Here is an 18287-nt window from a genome sequence, read left to right as displayed (position 1 = left end):
TTCTTTGGGGCTGACGTATGAGCCCTGGGCTCGAGCAGTCCTCGTCCCGCTCGGCACAGGGCGCCGAGCACTGCGGAACTCGCCCCGAGCTCATACGTCGGCCCCTTCTGACTCCTCCAGAAATGCACGGGGCCGGCCAGGAGCATGCTCCTGGCCGGCCACCTGACCCGTCTCGCCGCACGGGGATGGGATTATGTGTCGTGGGCCCTAGAGGCCGAGGACGGTACCGGCGAACACGATCACGGCCATCACGACGACGAAGCCGACGGCATACGGGAAGACGCGCCCCAGGACCTCGCCGTCCTTGCCGTTCATCCCGCAGGCGGAGGTGCCGATGGCGATGGACTGCGGCGCGAGCATCTTGCCTGCGCTCGTGCCGAGCGAGTTGGCGGCGGCGAGCCAGGTCGGGTCGACGCCGATGGACTGGGCGGCCTGCACCTGCACGTTGCCGAAGAGGACCTCGCTGGAGGTGCCCGACCCGGTCACGAAGGTGCCCACCGCGCCCAGCAGCGGGGCGACGAGCGGGTAGTAGCTGCCGAGCGTGCCCACGAAGAACGTGGCGATGCTCGCGATCATGCCCGAGTAGCCCATGATCTTGGCGCAGGCGAGCACGCCCAGCATGGTGACGATGGTCTTGGACATCTGCTTGCAGGTCTGGCCCAGCACCTGGAGCATCTCGCGAGGCTTGCAGTGCTGGATGCAGCCGCCCACGATGCCGCACAGCATGATGAGGACGCCGGGCGTGTCGATCCAGGTGAAGGTGAGGCTTGTGCTGGGGTCACCCGCATAGACGTTGACCTTGCTGGCGATGCTCGCCAGAGGGTCATGGATGAGCGGGAAGAGCTTGCTCGTGAGCAGCAGGACCACGAAGATCAGGATGAACGGCGACCAGGCCCTCAGGGCCTCGGCGGCATGCAGGTGGGCATGCTCGGTCGAGACGGCCTCCATGTGGTACTCCTCGGGCACGGCCTTGTCATGGTTCTTGAGCGCGAAGAGGAAGGTGCAGACGAGCGAGCAGACCGAACCCACGATGACGGGGAGGTCGGCGCCGATGAAGGCGGCCGTGAGGACCTCGGGGATGGCGAACGAGAGGCCTGACACGAGGATGGTGGGGACCATGCCCTTGAGGCCCTTCACGCCTCCGCCGACCACCATGACCATGAGGAACGGGCAGATGATGACGAAGGGCAGCACCTGGAGCGACTGCGTGAGGGCAAGCGAGCTCGACGAGAGCCCCGTGATGCCTGCGAGCGTGGTCGTGGGGATGCCGATGGAGCCGAACATGGTGGGCGTGCCGTTGGCCAGCAGGCACACGAGGATGGCGTTCACGGGGTTGAAGCCAAGGCCCACGAGCATGCTCGCGGGGATGGCGACGGCGGTGCCGAAGCCGGCCATGCCCTCGAGGAAGCCACCGAAGCACCAGCCGATGAGCAGCACCAGGACGCGCTTGTCCGAGCTCACCGACACGATCATCTGCTTGATGGTGTCCATGGCACCGGTGTGGACCGTGAGGTTGTAGGTGAAGACGGCGGCGATGATGACGATGCCGATGGGCCAGAGGGCCATCTCGAAGCCCTCGAGCGCGGCGGTCGCGGCGTTGATGGGGGTCATCTGCCAGCCGAACAGGGCGCAGACGAGCGCGACGAGCGCGGCACCAATGCAGGCCTTGTAGGCCTCCATGTGGAGCACGCACAGGGCGATGACCAGCCAGACGATGGGCAGAAGCGCGAGCAGGAACATTCCGAGCATCTCTAACACGGTGACTCCTAGGAAAGACGGCGGCACGGTCGGGTCCTGCCCGGTCGCGTGGCGCTACGCGCCAACGGCATTTTACGCCCGTATGAGGCCGTTCGTGTCTCGGATTCTACCGTTTGCCGAACGAAGCCTTGCATGCGTGGCATCTCGTGCAAAGCGAATCGTCTCATGCGGCCACGAAGACGACGACGCTGCGCTCGCCGCCCTGGGGCGAGCAGGTCGAGAGCAGGACGTAGCGCCGTGCCTCCGCGAGGTCCTGTGCCGCCGTGGGCGAGGTCGCCGTGGCGTCTGCGAGCAGCCCCGCAAGGAGCGTGCGGACGCCCGCGGGCGTCTGGGCCTCGGGTCGGAGGCGTGACGTCAGGGTCCCTTCGGGCAGCAGCAGGGCGAGAAGCGGCCTGAGACGGACGAGGCCACGGCCGGGCGTCCACCAGCCGAGCTCGCCGAGCCCCAGGAAGCGCCCCTGCTCGTAGGTGTCCCGCAGGGGCGAGAACACCAGGTCGGTCCGTGGCCAGCAGTTATGCCCGAAGACGACGACGGCCGCGTCGTCGGCCTCGCACCCGACGTCGGCGTAGGGGCTCCCGCAGACGTCATCGCTCCCGTCGAACGCATGCGAGAGGTACCACGTGGGACGGGACGCCTCTGAGCGGACGACCGGATGGTCGATGGTGGTCCCCTCTATCCTCATCCATGCGATGACGTCGGGGTTGACCTGCCTCAGCGTGGCCCAGTCGGGTCCCGTGCCCTGGTGGTCGGAGGCCTCCCGGGAGGCGGGCCCCGCCGCCTCCGAGAGCTCCTCGGAGGCCGTGCGGGACCGTGCGTCCTGCACGAGGCGCGGGGCCGCGAGGCCTATGAGGAGGAGGCCGAGCGCGACCCCCGACCAGAGGCAGGCCGTGACGAGCCTGCCGTGCCTGGTCGGGTGTCTCCTGCCGAGGCGGTGGTCGGCCCTCCGGTCCCCTCTGGCGACGCGTGCGCTCATCCGATCTCGTGCCCTCGGGCGTCCGCCCGCCTCCTGTGGCGGAGGAGCCCGACGACGCTTGCGCCGATGACCGCCGCGCCCCCGATCGCGAGCGCATAGGCCGCGGTGCCAAGGCCCGTTCCTGGCATGGTCCCGCCGCCCGGGGCATCGGAGGGCCCCGCATCGCCAGGGGTCGGGGACGTGTCGGCGGTAGGTCCTGCCAACGGGTCGGTCACGACGACCGCGTGGTCGGGCGTGCTGGCGGTGTTGGTGTAGGTGCCGTCCCCTGTCGAGTCGACCGTCGCGTCCACGATGACGCTGGCCGTCGCGCCGGGCTCGAGCTCGCCCGTGTCCCAGGTGAGGGCGCCGTCCGCGAGCTTGCCTGCCGAGGCCGCGACGAGCGTCATGTTCTTCGAGGCCACGTCCTCCACGGTGAGGGAGGGGAGCGCCTCCGTGCCCGTGTTGGTGACGCTCACGAGGTAGTGGACGGTGTCGCCGACGGCCGCCGGTGCCTGGTCGGTCGCCAAGGCGGTGCCGTCCTCGTCGCAACGGACCTTGTCGAGCTCGTAGGACTGGTCGGGGTCCTTGGGGCGCACGTGGTTCTGGAACCGTATGGCCGTGTCGGTGATGGCGAAGCTGACGTGCAGCGTCACAGGGCTGTCGGCGGCCAACCCAGGCATCGTGAAGGTGCCGTCATCCAAGGAGACGTCGGCCGTGATGTCGGTGCCGTCCGTGTCGGTGGCCGTGAAGCCGGCGACCTCGAGGTTGTCGAACGTGTCCGCGACGCGGTAGCCGGCCGCGACGTCTGCGCCCTCGGCGGTGACGGTGATGTCGTAGGAGGCGGTGCCCCCGTCGAGGTCGACGGAGGCGAGGTGCTTGTCGATGCGCACCCGTGGCGCCGCGACGGGGTTCGTGAGCCTGTCGAGCCGGACGTCCGTCTCGGCCCCTATGCCCACGGACGCGTCGTTTTCGACCTGGTCGGTCGCGTCGGCACCGACGGTGGCGGTGTAGTGGACGCTCGCGACGCCGTTGGCGGCGACCTCGTCGAGGCGGATGGTCAGCGTCGTGGTCCCGTCGTCGTGCGTGCTGGCATCCAGCGAGTCGATGGTGCGCTCCTTGCCGTCGGCGTCGTATGCCACGGCGTTCCCGTCATAGGCAAGCCCCCTCGAGAGCGTGTCCGTGAAGGTCATCGAGGCGGCCTCGTCCGTGGTGTTGGTGGCGCAGAGCCGGTAGCAGACCCGGTCGCCGATGCCCACGGCCGATGCGTCGGTCACGGGGTCGTCCACGCCGAGCGTGTTGTTGGTGTCGTAGGCCTTGCCGGGTGCGGCCTGCCTGAGGTCGACCTTGGTGCCGAGGTCGGTCAGGGCACGGTCCTTGTGGCACTCGAACGTGAAGCTGACGAGCTGGTACCCGGCGTTGCCGGAGGTACGGAGCTCCCGTATCTCGTAGGTGTCGTAGGGGAGGGCCCCGACCTCGTCGCCCGGCGTGGAGCCTGCTCCGGGACGGCCTTCGAGGGTGTGGCCGAAGAACCAGGTCCCCGCGCCTGGGTCGAGCTTGGACTCGTCCACCCGTCGGATGCCGTCGTCGCCCACGCTCACGGCGTCGTCGTTGGCATTGGTGCGTTCGCTGTGGGGGTGCTCGCTCGAGTCGTACGTGCCGTTCTCGTCGAGGACGATCGCGTGCGACTCGCCGGTGGTCCTGCTGGTCACCAGGAAGGTGCCACCCCTCAGGGGCTCCTGGGTGCCGGCGGCCTTGTCCAGGAGGACCTTCGAGAAGGCCATGTCATCGCGGAAGACCTGGTCGGCGCAGTCGGCCTGGCAGGGGACCACGACGCCCTGGTCCCGCACCTGGACGACCTGTTCCCAGGTGGGGGCGAGCTCGTAGCCGGTCGGTGCCTTGGTCTCCGTGACGGTGTAGGTCCCATAGGGGAGGTCCGTCGGTCCGGTCTGGCAGAGGCCGTCCTCGTCGGTGACGAGGACGCAGACGACCTCGCCCGCCCCATGGGTGGTGCTATCCACCACGACGGGCCCTTGGCTCGAGTTGGTGAGCGTGAACTCCGCGCCCGACAGCGTGGCGTCCCCGAGCGGCCGGGCCTCGCCCGTCTCGACGTCGACCTTCCGCACGGAGATGCCACCGCGGACCACGGGGTCGCACACGGATGCCTCGGCCGCGACCACGGTGCCGTCCGCGGTGCCCGGTAGGACCTCGACCGTCCTCGAGACGTCCCTGCCGACGAGCAGCGAGGGGTTGGCCCCCGACTCCCTGAGCGTGTAGGTGCCTGACGGGAGGAGCGTCGGTGCGGTCGCGGCCAGGCCCGACCCATCCGTCGTGACGCTGGTGATGATGGCCCCGTCGGCATAGGTGGTGCCACCCCTGGTCGTGACCGCCCTGCCCGAGCTGTTGATGACGTCGAACGTGACCCCCTCGAGGGTGGCGTCCCCCTGCGCCGTCGTGCCGCCGGCGTCGTCCCGCTTCGTGACCGAGACGCCATAGGTGGGGATGACGGTGGTCGAGACGGGGTTCGTCTCGATGGTGTAGCGGGAGTTGAACGTGTTGCTCGCCGTGTTGGTGAGCACGCTTCCCCCGGGGGTGCTGGCGTCTACGACGGCCGAGATGACGAAGTGGTAGTCGCTCCCGTTGAGGACCATCCTGCCCAGGGCGGCCGCGTCGAAGGTGTAGGTCACGGTCTGGCCTTCGATGCTGGTGGTGCCCTGCTCGGCCGTGGCATCATGGCGCGTGCCCTCTGCGTCCTCCCACTCGACCCTGAGGGCCGTGGGCGTCGCCCCGACGGGGAGCGTGTCCGAGAAGACCCAGGAGGTGTAGTGGTAGTTGTTCGCGCAGTCGACGCCGGCCTGGTTGATCCTCTGCGTGACCTCGTACGTGAGGACGTCTCCCTGCCATGCCTCGTCCTTGTCGACGGTCTTGGTGGGGGCGGTCGGCTCCTCGGCCGTGATGGGGGCGAAGCTCATGGGCCAGCCGATCGACCCGACCTGGTCCAGGACCGTGAACTTGGTCCGTGCCCAGGAGCCTGGCTCGGTGCTCCAGGACACGCCCGCGTCGATCCACGTGGAATAGCCCGCGGCGACCATCGCCCTGCGGTAGCTCTCGAAGGGCGCACCCTCGACCCTGCTCGTGTCACCTATGTAGCCGTCGAGCACGCCTCGGTCGGCCGGCTGGATGCGCATGTCGGGCGTGGTCCCGTAGTAGGTGGGCGTCGCCGGGGTGTCGGAGTAGGGGGCGCCGAGCAGCGTCGGCGACCAGGTGCGGCCGTCGTCACGAAGGTCACGTGCGGTGTTGAGCTGGTAGCCGGAGGCGCTCGTGACGTCTCCCCTCAGCATGGACGTGGTGGTCGAGAAGTACCCCTGCCAGGCGTTGTCGAGAATCTGGACGCCCTCGACGCCGAGGTAGTCCTGGTCGAGCTGGCCCGCAGTGCACCAGAGGTGGTCCGCGTCGTCCATGTCGACCATGTGGTCGGGGACGACGGAGCCGTCAGACGCGGTGTCGCTATGGCCGTCGGAGTAGGCGAAGGTGACCTCGATGTCGGCTGACTGGATTCCTTCCAGGCGGGAGCTCGAGGTGGAGAACGGCGTGAAGGAGAAGACGTAGCCGATGCCGTGGTCGGGGTCGTCCCAGACCACGGCCGCCTTGTTGAACAGGTACGGGTTGTTGTTGCTCCGCTGCAGGTAGTAGCAGTCCCTCAGGTTGGTGACGTGCACCGTCATGTCTATGGGATGGCCGTGGTAGGTGGTGCCCTCGAGCGCATAGACGACCATGATCTCGCCGCCGTCGAGCATGTGCTGGCCGATGGCGTTCGAGGTGACCGTGGTCGGGTCGTTGCGGCGACCCAGCGGGACGGGGAGCCTGACCGTGTACTGCCCCTCTGCCTCGCCGCCCCATATGTCCCTGCCGATGTGGAGCTCCTCGTCGGCATTGGGGAAGCTCGCCCACGACCGTGACTCGTCGAGCCTGGCGGCGTTCTGGTCGAACGAGAGCCCAGAGGACTGGCCCATCCAGCTCTGGTCGACCGTGACGTCCTGGTAGGGGTTGACCTTGGCGTGCGACGGGGTCGCATGGCTGGCGAGGCCGACCAGGACCACGAGGAGCATCAGGGCAAGCAGCGGCGTCCTCGGGCCTCGGACGCCATGGCCGAGGCCCCTCCCGTCGTGCGACGTGCCTTCGGCCCGGCGTCCGCCTGCCTCCGCCGCGATGTGGGCGTGTCGTTCCATGTCCGCTCCTTCCGTCTGGGAGGGGCACGTCAGCCCCCTGGGGCGCCCATCCTAGGGACGGGACCTGACAGGGAATCGGTCTTGGCTGGCAAGGAGCTGACAGGAGCTGTCAGCGACGGGGTCGGAGGGCCCATTCGGGTCGGAACCGCATCGGCGGGGTCCGCGATGCCTCCACAGGAAGCACATCAACCGCCCAGGGGGCCCTTGTGCCGATTTCTGCGTGCCTCGGGGCGTTGGACGTGCGTGCGTTGGGTATCAAGACCCAAAGCGGCATCAGGCCGTCGATCCTAAGGGGGACCCTATGGAACGGTTCATGAAGCACACCAAGTGGTCGGTCATCCTCGCGGGCATCGCGCTCGCCGTCCTCGGCATCGCGTTCCTCGTGAGCCCGGGGACCTCGCTCGAGCTCCTCACGCTCATGCTCGCGTGGCTGCTCATCATCGTGGGCGTGGTGGCACTCGTCGGCTGCATCCGCTCCCCGCTGCCGGTGATGGGCCAGGGGGACTTCCTGATCTCGATCATCGCCATCATCTTCGGCATCTGCGTCCTCGTGTGGCCCGGCGTCTTCGTGGCCTTCGTCTACACGCTGCTGGGCATCCTCATCCTCGTCTCGGGCTTCGAGGACGTGAGCCTGGCCTTCGCCGAGAAGCGCGCCAACACCACCTGGGGGATGGGCATGAGCTGGGGATGGACGCTCGCCTTCGCCATCATCACCATCGTCCTCGGCCTCTTCGTCATCGTGGCCCCCTTCACCATGGCCTGGGCGGTCATGGTCGTGACGGGCATCTCGCTCATCTTCGACGGCGTGACCGACGTCATCGTGGGCATCCGCATGCCCAAGGACCTCGTCTAGGGCCGGGACGAGCTTCCCTGGACGTCTCCATCCAGCATGCACGACCAAAGGAAGGACCCCCGCGGCTCGTATCGAGCGGCGGGGGTCCTCGTTCCTTGCTTGGATGCGTCCCTACACGTAGAAGAGCATCTTGTTGTAGGAGGGCACGGGCCAGTAGTCGTGGCCGCAGACCTTCTCCATGGCGTCGACGGCCTCACGGAGGTGGTCCATGGCCGGGATGACGGAGTCGCGGTAGGTGTCGTCCTGCTCCTTGCAGTCGGTGATGGCCTTCGCCTCGTCGTTCTTGGCCTCGAGGTCGGCCACGGCGGCGGAGATGGTGTCGATGCCGGCCGTGAGCCTCTCGACGAGGGCCTTCTCGGACTTGGCCTCGATGCCGAGCTCGGCCTTGGTCGCCACGGTCGTGGCGATGTCACCCGAGTACTCGAACAGGGCCGGCAGGTACATGTGGTGCGTCATGTAGACCATGGTGCCGGCCTCGATGTTCAGGAGCTTGGCGTACTGCTCGGCCTTCGAGACGTAGCGGGCGCGGACCTCGGGCTCCGAGAGGACCCCATACTTCGCGAAGAGCGCGATGTTGGAGTTCTTCACGATGCAGGGGAGGCAGTCAGGCGTGGTGCGCATGTTGAGCAGGCCACGCTTCTCGGCCTCTTCCGGCCACTCCTCCGAGTAGCCGTTGCCGTTGAAGATGATGCGCTGGTGGGCGGTCAGGGTGGCCTTGATCCAGGCGAGGGACTCCGCCACGAAGTCGGCCTCGGAGACGGTCTCCATCTTGGTGGAGAACTCGTCGAGCATCTCGGACACGGCGACGTTCAGCACCGTGTTGGGGTCGGACAGGTTCTGCTGGCTGCCGCACATGCGGAACTCGAACTTGTTGCCCGTGAAGGCGAAGGGGCTCGTGCGGTTGCGGTCGGTGCTGTCCTTGCGGACGTCGGCAAGCTGGGGGACGCCGAGGTCCATGACCTCGCGCGCGTGGCTGGCATACGGACGGTCGTTGATGAGGGCATCCACCACGCCGGCCAGGTCGTCGCCGAGGAAGATCGAGATGATCGCGGGAGGGGCCTCGTTGGCACCCAGACGGTGGTCGTTGCCGGCGGAGGCGACGCTCGCCCTCATGAGGTCCTGGTGGTTGTCGACCGCGGCGATGACGCAGGTGAGGAAGACCAGGAACTGGAGGTTCTCCTCGGGGGTGTCGGACGGGTCGAGCAGGTTCTTGCCGTCTGCCGAGATGGACCAGTTGTCATGCTTGCCCGAGCCGTTGACGTAGTCGAAGGGCTTCTCGTGCTCGAGGCAGGTGAGGCCGTGGTGGCTCGCGATGAGCTTCATCTTCTCCATGGTGAGGAGGTTGTTGTCGATGGCGACCGAGGCCGGCTCATAGATGGGGGCGAGCTCGTGCTGGCAGGGGGCGACCTCGTTGTGCTTGGTCTTGGCGGGCACGCCGAGCTTCCAGAGCTCGTCGTCGAGCTCCTTCATGAACTCGTTGACCGTGGGCCTGATGGCGCCGAAGTAGTGCTCCTCGAGCTCCTGGCCCTTGGCGGGCTCGCAGCCGAAGAGGGTGCGGCCCGAGAGGATGAGGTCGGGGCGTGCCGCGAAGTCCTCCTCCTTGATGAGGAAGTACTCCTGCTCGGGGCCGATGGTGCAGGTGACCTTGGTGATGTCGGTCTTGCCGAAGAGCGCGAGCACGCGCTTGGTCTGCTTCTCGAGGGCCACCATGGAGCGCAGCAGCGGCGTCTTCTTGTCGAGCGCCTCGCCGTTGTACGAGATGAAGGCCGTGGGGATGCAGAGGACCTCATCCTTGATGAAGGCCGGGCTCGTGGGGTCCCAGGCGGTGTAGCCACGGGCCTCGAAGGTGGGACGTAGGCCGCCCGAGGGGAAGCTCGACGCGTCGGGCTCGCCCTGGATGAGCTCCTTGCCCGAGAAGGTCAGGAGCGTGGTGCCGTCTGTCTTGGGGGTGATGAAGCCGTCGTGCTTCTCGGACGTGATGCCGGTGAGGGGCTGGAACCAGTGCGTGAAGTGCGTGGCACCCTTCTCGAGGGCCCACTCCTTCATCGCGTGTGCGACCTCGTTGGCGATGTCGAGGTCGAGGGCCTTGCCCTCCTTGATGACATGGGAGAGTTCCTTATAGGTGGGCTTGGGGAGCCGCTCCTGCATCACGGCGTCGTTGAATACGAGGCTCCCGTATTCCTCCCTGACCTTGTTCGGCATGCTGGCTCGCTTTCTCTTCGAGATGTCCGTGCCTCTTGCCTTGGCCCCATGGGCCCGTAAACAGTTGAACACTCTACCGAGCTTCTGTTTCGCGGGCATTACTGGTTGGTTGCCCTCTCGATGTGCACACGTTGCGCATTCGGCGGTCTTGCATGCCCTCACCAGCGGCCTTCCGGTCGCTATAGTGGACGCATGGGATGTCGACGTTCACATATCGAACGCATGGTTGCCCTCGGGCTCGCACTGGTGCTGGCAGTGGCACCGGGCCTCCTCGGCTGCTCGGCCTCGGGTGCAGGGGCCGCGTCGGCCACGCCCACGACGTCCGCCGCGGCCTCGCAGGCAGGCGTCACCGAGGACGGCACCTATACGAGCAAGGACGAGGTCGCCCTCTACATACATACCTATGGCCACCTCCCGTCCAACTTCGTCTCGAAGACCAAGGCCCGGGCGGCCGGCTGGGTCTCGTCGGAGGGCAACCTCGACGAGGTCCTGCCAGGCAGGAGCATCGGCGGCAGCACCTACTACGACGATGACGGGGACCTGCCCGACGCCGATGGGCGCACGTGGACGGAGTGCGACATCGACTACCACGGGGGCTATCGGGGCTCCGAGCGCGAGATCTTCTCCAACGACGGGCTTGTCTTCTACACCGACGACCACTACCAGACGTTCGAGCAGCTCTACTGAGGGGAGGCGTCATGGGGCGGGACAAGGGCGTGCGAGAGGTACGTCTCGTTGCTGCCGGGCTCACCGGTGCGCGCGACGTCCATGACCACCTTGCCCGAGAGCTGGGATTCCCCAGCTACTATGGGCACAACCTGGCGGCGCTCGCCGACTGCCTGGGAGACGTCTGTGTCCCGACGTGCCTCGTGGTCGACCTCACGGGGCCCACGGCAGGTGCCGCAGCCGAGGCGCTCGAGCGGATGGTGCCGGTCATGAGGCGGGCGGCACGCGAGAACCCGTTCCTCTCGGTAAGGGTCGTCCGCTCCCCGGGACGTCGCGGGGGCAGCTCCCTCTGACCCATATCCGTTCTTCTAATGTGTCGTGCCCATATGTCTGGCTTTCGCATAGAATGATCCCTTGTGCGACCTCCCCAAGGGAGTTCGTACGGACGGCGGACGGGCGCGGGGGACCTACCTCGTGTTGCGGGAGGCGGCCTGGCCATCTGGCCCCTCCATGACAACGTCGCGTCGTCATCATCAGGAAGGGTCAATTCCATATGGGTAAGAAAAGCAGCACACCGATGCTGATGGTCCTGTTCTGCGTCGCGTTCGTCTCGGCGCTCAACGAGAACATCATCAACGTCGGCCTCTCGTCCGTCGCGGAGGGATTCTCGATCAGCACGGTGACGGCGAACTGGCTCGTCACGGGCTACATGATCGTCTCCGCCGTCGTCGTCACCATCGTCGGGTTCCTCCTCAAGCGCTTCAGGCTCCGACAGATCTTCTTTGCGGGCGCGGCCGTGCTGATCGTGGGTTCCGCCGGTGCCATCCTGGCCCCGACGTTCCCCATCTTGCTCTGCTTCCGCCTGCTCCAGGCCATCGGCACGGGTATCTTCGTGCCGACGGTGCTCAACACCGTCTTGGTCGTGGCACCGCGTGAGAAGGTCGGCACCTACATGTCGATCGCAAGCTGCTGCATCACGTTCGGTCCGGCGTTCGGCCCGGTCGTCTCCGGTCTCATGATCACGTTCCTGGGATGGCGCGGCATGTTCGTGGTACCGCTGGTGGCCATGGTCATCATCGCGATTTTCGGTGCCTTCTTCGTGAAGGATATCGGCACGCAGGCCAAGGCGAGCTTCGACGTCGCGAGCCTGGTGCTCTCGGCCCTCGCGCTCACGGCGTTCTGCTACGGCGTCTCCGAGGTCTCGACGGCGACCGTGCCTGGCATCGTCCTCATGGTCGTCGGCGTCGCGATCGGTGCCGTGTTCGTCGTCCGGCAGGGCCGTGTCGCCAACCCGGTGATGAACCTCGAGCCGATGCGCAGCCGTCGCTTCTCGGCCTCCTGCCTGCTCACGGCCGTCTGCATGATGATGACGTTCTCGATGAGCGTCCTGCTGCCCCTCTACTTCGAGGTCGCGCTTGGTACCAGCGTCCTCATGGCAGGCGTGCTCGTGCTCGTGCCGGTGCTCGGCCAGGCCGTCGGTGCCCTCATCGGCGGGCGCACGTTCGATGCGCATGGTGACTGGCCGCTCATCCCGATCGGCTTCGCGGTGATCTTCGTGGGGCTGTGCGTATGTGCGTCGGTCTCGTCGCTCCTCTCCCTCGTCCTCGTCGAGGTGGGCGCCCTCGTGTGCTACTTCGGCGTCGGGCTGTCCATGAGCACCGTCCAGACCTCGGGGCTGAGCGCGCTCTCCAAGGAGCTCAACTCGTTCGGGGTCAGCATCCAGGCGACGTTCATCCAGGTGTCGGCCTCCATCGGGCCCTCGCTGTTCGTCGGCGTGCTGTCGGCCTCGGCCGCGACGGCGGCGGCGACGGGCATGGGTGCCGCCTCTGCCGAGGCGAGCGGCTTCACGTCGGCGATCATCGTGGCTGCGGTCATCGGTGCGTGCGGCATGGTCCTCGCGTTCGCCTACGGCCTCATCTCGAAGCGGCAGGTCGAGGCCTCGAGGGTCGTCGTGGACGACGCATAGCCTTCGGTCCACCTTCGCCTCGCGCTTCTTCGATGGCGCCGCCTCCGCCTTCGGGCGCAGGCGGCGCCATCGCTACAATGGGGCAGACGCACCACACCACAACGAGAGGCATTTCTCCATGGCCCAAGCCCCGCAGAGAACCATCGCCATCGTGGACGGCAACTCCCTCATGCACCGCGCCTTCCATGCCATCCCGCCCACCATGACGGCACCTGACGGTCGCGCCACCAACGCCCTGTTCGGGTTCACGTCGATGTTCGTCAAGATGGTCGAGAGCCTCTCGCCCGACGGCGTGATCTGCTGCTTCGACAAGGGCAAGCCCCGGGTGCGCATGGAGATGCTTCCCCAGTACAAGGCCCAGCGCCCTCCCATGGACCCGGTGCTGCACGAGCAGTTCCCCATGGTGAAGGACCTGCTCCGGGCCATGGACGTGCCCGTGGTCGAGCTCGAGGGATGGGAGGGCGACGACCTCCTGGGCACGCTCGCCCGGCAGGGCGAGGAGGCGGGCTATGACATGCTCCTCGTGACGGGCGACCGCGACATGTACCAGCTCTCGACCGACCACGTCAAGGTCATCGGCACCCGCAAGGGCCTCTCCGACGTCGCCGTCATGGACCCGGCGAGCGTGGAGGACCTCTATCACGGCATCACGCCCGCCCTGGTCCCCGACTTCTACGGCCTCAAGGGCGACTCGTCCGACAACATCCCCGGCGTGCCGGGCATCGGTCCCAAGAAGGCGGCCGCGCTCATCGGCGAGTACGGAAGCCTCGACGAGGTGATCGCCCATGCCGACGAGGTCAAGGGCAAGATGGGCGAGAACCTCCGTGCCCATGTGGACGACGCGCTGCTCTCGCGCAAGGTCGCGACCATCAGGTGCGACGCCCCCATCGACGTGGACCTCGCGACCGCGGAGTTCCCCACGTTCGACGCCGACACGGTCCGCGCGGCCTTCTCGGACCTGGGCTTCACCTCGCTCACGGCACGCGTGCTCGCGCTCGCGGGCGGCGAGGGGGCGGGGGCTGCCGTGGCGGCCGCGACCGTCGACCTCGGCGATCCGCTCGTGGGCGAGGCGGCGGCCACGATGGTCGCGAAGGCGGTCTCGGAAGGCGAGTGGGTGGGCTGCGCGGCGGACGACGGGGCCGAGGCCGGCACCCTCTTCGGCCTGGGCCACGAGCTCTGGGTCTCCTGCGAGGGAGGCCTCGCGCACCTGTCGGGCGATGACGCCGACAAGGCCCTCGTCGACCTGCTTGCCCATGGCAACGTCGCCGCGGTCGACGCGAAGGCCCTGATCCATGCGGTCTACCCCGTCGACTCCGCCGTCGACGCCGCCCTTGACCTGGCTGACGTCGCCCCCGAGCGCCTGTTCGACGTGGCGGTGGCGGCCTACCTGCTCGACTCGTCCAACGGCGACTACACGGCCGAGGCCGTGGCCGAGCGCTACGGGGCCCTTCTCCCCGCCGCGTCCGACGAGCTCCCGGCCGCTGCGCTCTCGGCGGCCTGCGCGCGCCTGGTCCGTGCCCAGCTTGCCGGGCTGCTCGACTCTGACGGCTCGCTCGCCTGCTTCCGCGACATCGAGATGCCCCTCGTTCCCGTGCTCGCACGGATGGAGCGCCTGGGCATGTACGTGGACCCATCCATCCTCGCGTCGCAGTCTGCCGAGCTGGGGGCAGACGTCGCCACGAGCGCCGCGGCCATCCACGAGGCGGCGGGCGAGGACTTCAACATCGACTCGCCCCAGCAGCTCTCGCACGTCCTCTTCGACGTGCTGGGCCTGCCCACGGCTGGCCTCAAGAAGACCAAGAAGGGCTTCTACTCGACCAATGCCAAGGTCCTCTCGGAGCTCGCGCAGACGAGCCCCGTCGTCGCGTCCGTGCTCGACTACCGCGAGAAGACCAAGATCAAGTCGACCTACCTCGACGCCCTGCCCAACCTCATCGCCGCCGACGGTCGGGTCCACACCTCGTTCAACCAGACGGTCGCCGCCACCGGCAGGCTCTCGAGCTCGAACCCCAATCTGCAGAACATTCCCGTGAGGAGCGACCTCGGTCGTCGCGTGCGTGCCGCCTTCACGGTGCCCGACGGCTGCGTCTTCCTGGCCTGCGACTACTCCCAGATCGAGCTCAGGCTTCTCGCGCACCTGTCGGGGGACGAGCATCTCATCGCGGCCTTCTGCGAGGGGGCGGACTTCCATGCGGCGACGGCCGCCCGCGTCTTCGGGATCCCGGTGGCCGAGGTCACCCCGGCCCTCCGCAGCCGGGCGAAGGCCGTGAACTTCGGCATCGTCTATGGCCAGCAGGCCTATGGGCTCTCGCAGTCGCTCCACATCCCGATGGGCGAGGCCCAGCAGATGATCGACCGCTACTTCGAGGCCTATCCCGGCGTCCGCACGTACCTGGACCGCACGGTCGCCGACGCCAAGGCGACCGGCTATGCGACCACCATGTACGGGCGCAAGCGCCACGTGCCTGACATCCATGCGAGGAACGCCGCCGTGCGCTCCTTCGGCGAGCGCACCGCCATGAACCATCCCATGCAGGGCACGGCAGCAGACATCATCAAGGTCGCCATGGCCGAGGTCGAGCGAGCCCTCGACGACGAGGGGCTCTCGAGCCGTCTCATCCTCCAGATCCACGACGAGTTGGACCTCGAGGTCCCCCAGGCAGAGATCGAGGAGGTCTCGGAGCTCGTACGCTCGACCATGGAAGGCGTCACCGAGCTCAAGGTCCCTCTCCTCGCCGAGGTCTCGTATGGCGAGACCTGGGCCGACGCGAAGTAGGGGGAGAGACCAGTGACGAGCACCCTTCCCAAGGTCGTCATCTACACGGACGGCTCGAGCCGCGGCAACCCCGGTCATGGGGGCTACGGGGCGGTCATGCGCTTCGTGGACTCCGCCGGCACGCCGCACGTCCGTGAGCTGTCGCAGGGCTATGCCCGCACGACCAACAACCGCATGGAGCTCATGGGGCCCATAGCCGCGCTCGAGGCGCTCACGAGGCCCTGCGCCGTCGAGCTCCACTCCGACTCCCGCTACGTGATAGACGCCTTCAACAAGCGCTGGGTCCTCGGCTGGCAGCGCAACGGCTGGAAGACGGCAGCCAAGAAGCCGGTCAAGAACCCCGACCTCTGGAAGCGCCTCGTGAAGGCGACGTCATCGCACGAGATGACCTACGTCTGGGTCAAGGGCCATGCCGGCCACGACCTCAACGAGCGGTGCGACGAGCTTGCCACGAGCGCGGCCGACGGGGGTGCCCTCATCAAGGACGAGGGGTTCGAGGGCTGACACCCTAGGCGTCGGCCCTCCGGTTGAGGTCATCGACCAGGAAGGGGAGGTCCCGGGCGAGCCGCTCGGGGTCGCCCCTCCAGACCGCGCGCTTGGGCCAGCCATGTCCCACATAGGCGGTGGCGAGGCCGCAGTCGGGGCGGGGGAAGTCGCGCGAGGCGTCGTTGCCCACCATGAGGCACTCGTCGCAGGTGAGTCCCATGGCGCCTGCGAACTCCTGGTAGTAGCGGGCGAAGGGCTTCACGCGGGTGGAGTTCTCCATGGAGGAGACGCGGACGAAGTCGATGTCGGCGACGTCCGCCCACTCCATGCGCGTGCGCACGCAGGATGCCGAGAAGCTCGGGTTGGTGGCGAGGGCCACGTCGAGGCCGAGGTCAAGTGCCGAGGTCACGGCCTTGCGTGCGCCAGGTCGAGGCCGTGCCTGCACGGGTCCGCCCGAGAGCCGCGGCGTGACCGTGCGCTCGAAGGTGTCGAGGGCGTCGGCGATGGCCGGGTCGTCCAAGGGGATGTGGGTGAGCCTCTGGAAGGTCTGGCAGAACAGCTCGTCGTTGGTGAGCGAGTCCGTGCGGCCCTCTGCGGAGATGGCGAGGTAGGCTCTGGTATAGGCGATCCCCAGGGGTGCCGCCGACGTGCGGGAGATGCGTGAGAGCATGCTGGTGAGCTTCGCGGCATGGACCGCCACGAACGCGGTGAGGTTGATGCTCAGGAGCGTGTCGTCCATGTCGAACAGGACGGCCTTGATCATAGAGAGTCCTTCCGAGGGAAAGCCGAAGCCCCATTCTAACGTTGTTCATGGGAGGCTCGCCTCCCATATTTGTCACCAGAACGAGAAGAATCGGTCCGGTCACGTATTATTTGCTCTTCAAGCTTGAAATTGACCGTGTGGTTTCGGTACTCTATCCATCGTGTGGGCAAGATGCCTACACACACGTATCTGTCGGCCCCCGAGCATGTGTATTCCAGGTCGGCGCGCGGGTGTCATGTCCCGGGCGCTGCAGGCGATGATCATGATGGTCGGGGCCCCGCTTTGAAAGGGGTCCACCTTTGAGTGAGATTCAGAACACGTCCGTCTTCTCGCTAGATGATTCCGTCTCAGACGAAGAGATGAACAAGCTCATCGACGGCACCATCACCGATTTCGATGAGGGAGACCTGGTTACTGGCAAGATCGTCAAGATCGAGCACGACGAGGTCCTTCTCGACATCGGCTTCAAGTCCGAGGGTGTCATTCCCCTTCGCGAGCTCTCCATCCGCAAGGATGCCAATCCCGAGGACATCGTCTCCATCGGTGACACCATCGAGGCCCTCGTGCTCCAGAAGGAGGACAAGGACGGTCGACTCATCCTGTCCAAGAAGCGTGCCGAGTACGAGCGCTCCTGGAACCGCATCGAGGAGAAGTTCAACGCCGGCGAGAACGTCGAGGGCGAGGTCATCGAGGTCGTCAAGGGCGGCCTCATCCTCGACATCGGCCTTCGCGGCTTCCTTCCCGCCTCGCTCGTCGACCTTCGCCGCGTGAAGGACCTCAACGCCTACATGGGCACCCGCATCGAGGCCCGCGTCATCGAGATGGACCGCAACCGCAACAACGTCGTCCTCTCCCGTCGTGTCGTCCTCGAGGAGGCTCGCAAGGCCGAGCGCTCCGAGATCCTCTCCAAGCTCAAGAAGGGCATGCGCCTCAAGGGCACCGTGTCCTCGATCGTCGACTTCGGCGCCTTCGTCGACCTCGGCGGCATCGACGGCCTGGTCCACATCTCCGAGCTCTCCTGGAACCACGTCAACCACCCCTCCGAGGTCGTCAAGGTCGGCCAGGAGATCGAGGTCGAGGTGCTCGACGTCGACCTCAACCGCGAGCGCATCTCGCTGGGCCTCAAGCAGACCACCGAGGATCCTTGGCGCACGCTCGTCAAGAAGTACCCCGTCAGCGCCATCGTCGAGGGCACCGTCACCAAGCTCGTCCCGTTCGGCGCCTTCGTCGACCTCGGCGACGGCATCGAGGGCCTGGTCCATATCTCCGAGATGGCCAAGAGCCATGTCGACGCCCCCGCGCAGGTCTGCAAGGTCGGCGACAAGGTGCAGGTCAAGGTCATGGAGATCGACCTGGATCGTCGTCGTATCTCCCTCTCGATGAAGGCCGCGGCAGAGACCCTCGGCTTCGAGGTCGAGGTCGCCCCCATGGACGAGCCCGAGGATGCCTCCGAGCCCGAGAAGGACGCCGAGCCTGAGACCGCTCCCGAGGCCGCAGAGCCCGCAGCCGAGCCCGAGAAGGCTGACGAGCCCGCCGCCGAGTAGTCCGTTCCTCCGATCTGACGAGGGGGGTCGTCCCTGTGGACGGCCCCCCTTTCTTATGATTGCGTGCGTAGACCATGTGCACGTGCACGGGTGTG

12 protein-coding genes are annotated in these 18287 nt (G+C 67.1%); 7 read left to right on the top strand and 5 right to left on the bottom strand.

Annotated features, from left to right (window positions below):
- Positions 1-207 precede the first annotated feature (207 nt).
- From LKE50_09050 to LKE50_09040, 3 genes are all read right to left on the bottom strand, one after another.
- Complete coding sequence (locus LKE50_09050; GenBank protein ID MCH3968735.1) at positions 208-1749, bottom strand: L-lactate permease; 1542 nt, start codon at positions 1747-1749, stop codon at positions 208-210.
- 172 nt (positions 1750-1921) lie between these two features.
- A complete protein-coding gene (locus LKE50_09045) occupies positions 1922-2731 on the bottom strand; it encodes a hypothetical protein (GenBank protein ID MCH3968734.1) in 810 nt (269 codons plus the stop codon).
- On the bottom strand, positions 2728-6936 hold the full coding sequence (locus LKE50_09040) for an isopeptide-forming domain-containing fimbrial protein (GenBank protein ID MCH3968733.1): 4209 nt from the start codon (positions 6934-6936) through the stop codon (positions 2728-2730). The genes LKE50_09045 and LKE50_09040 overlap by 4 nt, the downstream gene beginning before the upstream one ends.
- Before the next feature lie 301 nt (positions 6937-7237).
- Between LKE50_09040 and LKE50_09035 the strand changes: the two genes are divergently transcribed.
- A complete protein-coding gene (locus LKE50_09035; GenBank protein MCH3968732.1) occupies positions 7238-7789 on the top strand; it encodes a DUF308 domain-containing protein in 552 nt (183 codons plus the stop codon).
- A gap of 111 nt (positions 7790-7900) precedes the next feature.
- Here the strand turns inward: LKE50_09035 and LKE50_09030 are convergent, their stop codons facing one another.
- Positions 7901-9991, bottom strand: coding sequence for a glutamine synthetase III (locus LKE50_09030; protein ID MCH3968731.1), 2091 nt, complete (start codon positions 9989-9991; stop codon positions 7901-7903).
- A 255-nt stretch (positions 9992-10246) separates the two neighbouring features.
- Between LKE50_09030 and LKE50_09025 the strand changes: the two genes are divergently transcribed.
- The 5 genes from LKE50_09025 to rnhA all read left to right on the top strand — a co-directional run bounded on the left by LKE50_09025 (position 10247) and on the right by rnhA (position 15903).
- Positions 10247-10678 carry a hypothetical protein gene (locus LKE50_09025; GenBank protein ID MCH3968730.1) on the top strand — a complete coding sequence of 144 codons (432 nt, stop codon included), beginning with the start codon at positions 10247-10249 and terminating at the stop codon, positions 10676-10678.
- Between the two features lie 11 nt (positions 10679-10689).
- On the top strand, positions 10690-11010 hold the full coding sequence (locus LKE50_09020) for a barstar family protein (protein MCH3968729.1): 321 nt from the start codon (positions 10690-10692) through the stop codon (positions 11008-11010).
- A gap of 200 nt (positions 11011-11210) precedes the next feature.
- Positions 11211-12623, top strand: coding sequence for an MFS transporter (locus LKE50_09015; GenBank protein ID MCH3968728.1), 1413 nt, complete (start codon positions 11211-11213; stop codon positions 12621-12623).
- A 118-nt stretch (positions 12624-12741) separates the two neighbouring features.
- Complete coding sequence (polA, locus tag LKE50_09010) at positions 12742-15399, top strand: DNA polymerase I (GenBank protein MCH3968727.1); 2658 nt, start codon at positions 12742-12744, stop codon at positions 15397-15399.
- Positions 15400-15411: 12 nt separating this feature from the next.
- Entirely contained in the window at positions 15412-15903 is a 492-nt protein-coding gene (rnhA, locus tag LKE50_09005; protein ID MCH3968726.1) for a ribonuclease HI, read from the top strand.
- Positions 15904-15907: 4 nt separating this feature from the next.
- Here the strand turns inward: rnhA and LKE50_09000 are convergent, their stop codons facing one another.
- Complete coding sequence (locus LKE50_09000; protein MCH3968725.1) at positions 15908-16648, bottom strand: HAD family hydrolase; 741 nt, start codon at positions 16646-16648, stop codon at positions 15908-15910.
- 299 nt (positions 16649-16947) lie between these two features.
- Between LKE50_09000 and rpsA the strand changes: the two genes are divergently transcribed.
- Positions 16948-18192 carry a 30S ribosomal protein S1 gene (gene rpsA / locus LKE50_08995; GenBank protein ID MCH3968724.1) on the top strand — a complete coding sequence of 415 codons (1245 nt, stop codon included), beginning with the start codon at positions 16948-16950 and terminating at the stop codon, positions 18190-18192.
- Positions 18193-18287 lie beyond the last annotated feature (95 nt).

Source organism: Atopobiaceae bacterium (genome assembly GCA_022483015.1).
Lineage (GTDB): Bacteria > Actinomycetota > Coriobacteriia > Coriobacteriales > Atopobiaceae > JALCUE01.
Note: the sequence above shows the minus strand (reverse complement) of the source record. Positions and strands in the feature narration are given on the sequence as shown.